The following is a 654-nucleotide window of genomic DNA, read 5'->3' as shown; positions in this document are numbered from 1 at the left end:
AAACCACGACGACTTCCTCGAAGAGCAGCAAGAGCCAAATTTTCTTCAATTGTTAAAGAACCACAACTTCCCTCTAAAGAATCTTGAAAAACACAAGCAATCTTTCCAGCGCGTTCACTGACTGATTGCCTAGAAACATTTTGTCCATTGATAACCACTTTCCCCGTTGAGGGAAGCGTTGCACCCGCTAAAACACTGAGCAAAGTGGATTTACCAGCACCATTTGAACCAATAACCGTAACAAAACTACCCTGATCAATTTTCAGGTTAATATCAATTAAAGCCTGTTTTTCCAGAGGTGTTTGCGGTTTAAATGTGACCCCAACATGAAAAAACTCAATCACGTTTATGCCTCCTCCAATAGCGTGGCACAATAAGGGTTAAAACAACCAACAGCGAAGTAATCAACTGAAGATCTGTCGACGTATCAATGCCAATGCCATTTGCTTCAAATGCAAATTGCACCGCCACACGATAAAGCACAGACCCTACAATACAGCTGATTATAATCCAAAAAATATTGCGCGTACGAAAGAGAGTTTCACCGATAATCACGGCTGCCAATCCAAAAACAATTGTTCCAATTCCACCGGTAATATCAGTTGCGATGGCAGTTTGAATATAAAGAGAACCACCAAGAGCAACACACGCATT

1 protein-coding gene and 1 pseudogene are annotated in these 654 nt (G+C 41.3%); both read right to left on the bottom strand.

Features of this window, described 5'->3' with window-relative positions:
- Window positions 1-344, bottom strand: a 344-nt coding sequence (locus ACFIO3_RS14890; protein WP_375704759.1) for an ATP-binding cassette domain-containing protein, incomplete at its 3' end; no start/stop codon positions are given.
- A pseudogene (locus ACFIO3_RS14885) lies at window positions 337-654 on the bottom strand (ABC transporter permease); the annotation flags it as partial. The gene ACFIO3_RS14890 and the pseudogene ACFIO3_RS14885, both read right to left, overlap by 8 nt.

The sequence above is a fragment of the Bartonella sp. AD328YNZD genome, assembly GCF_042196425.1.
Note: the sequence above shows the minus strand (reverse complement) of the source record. Positions and strands in the feature narration are given on the sequence as shown.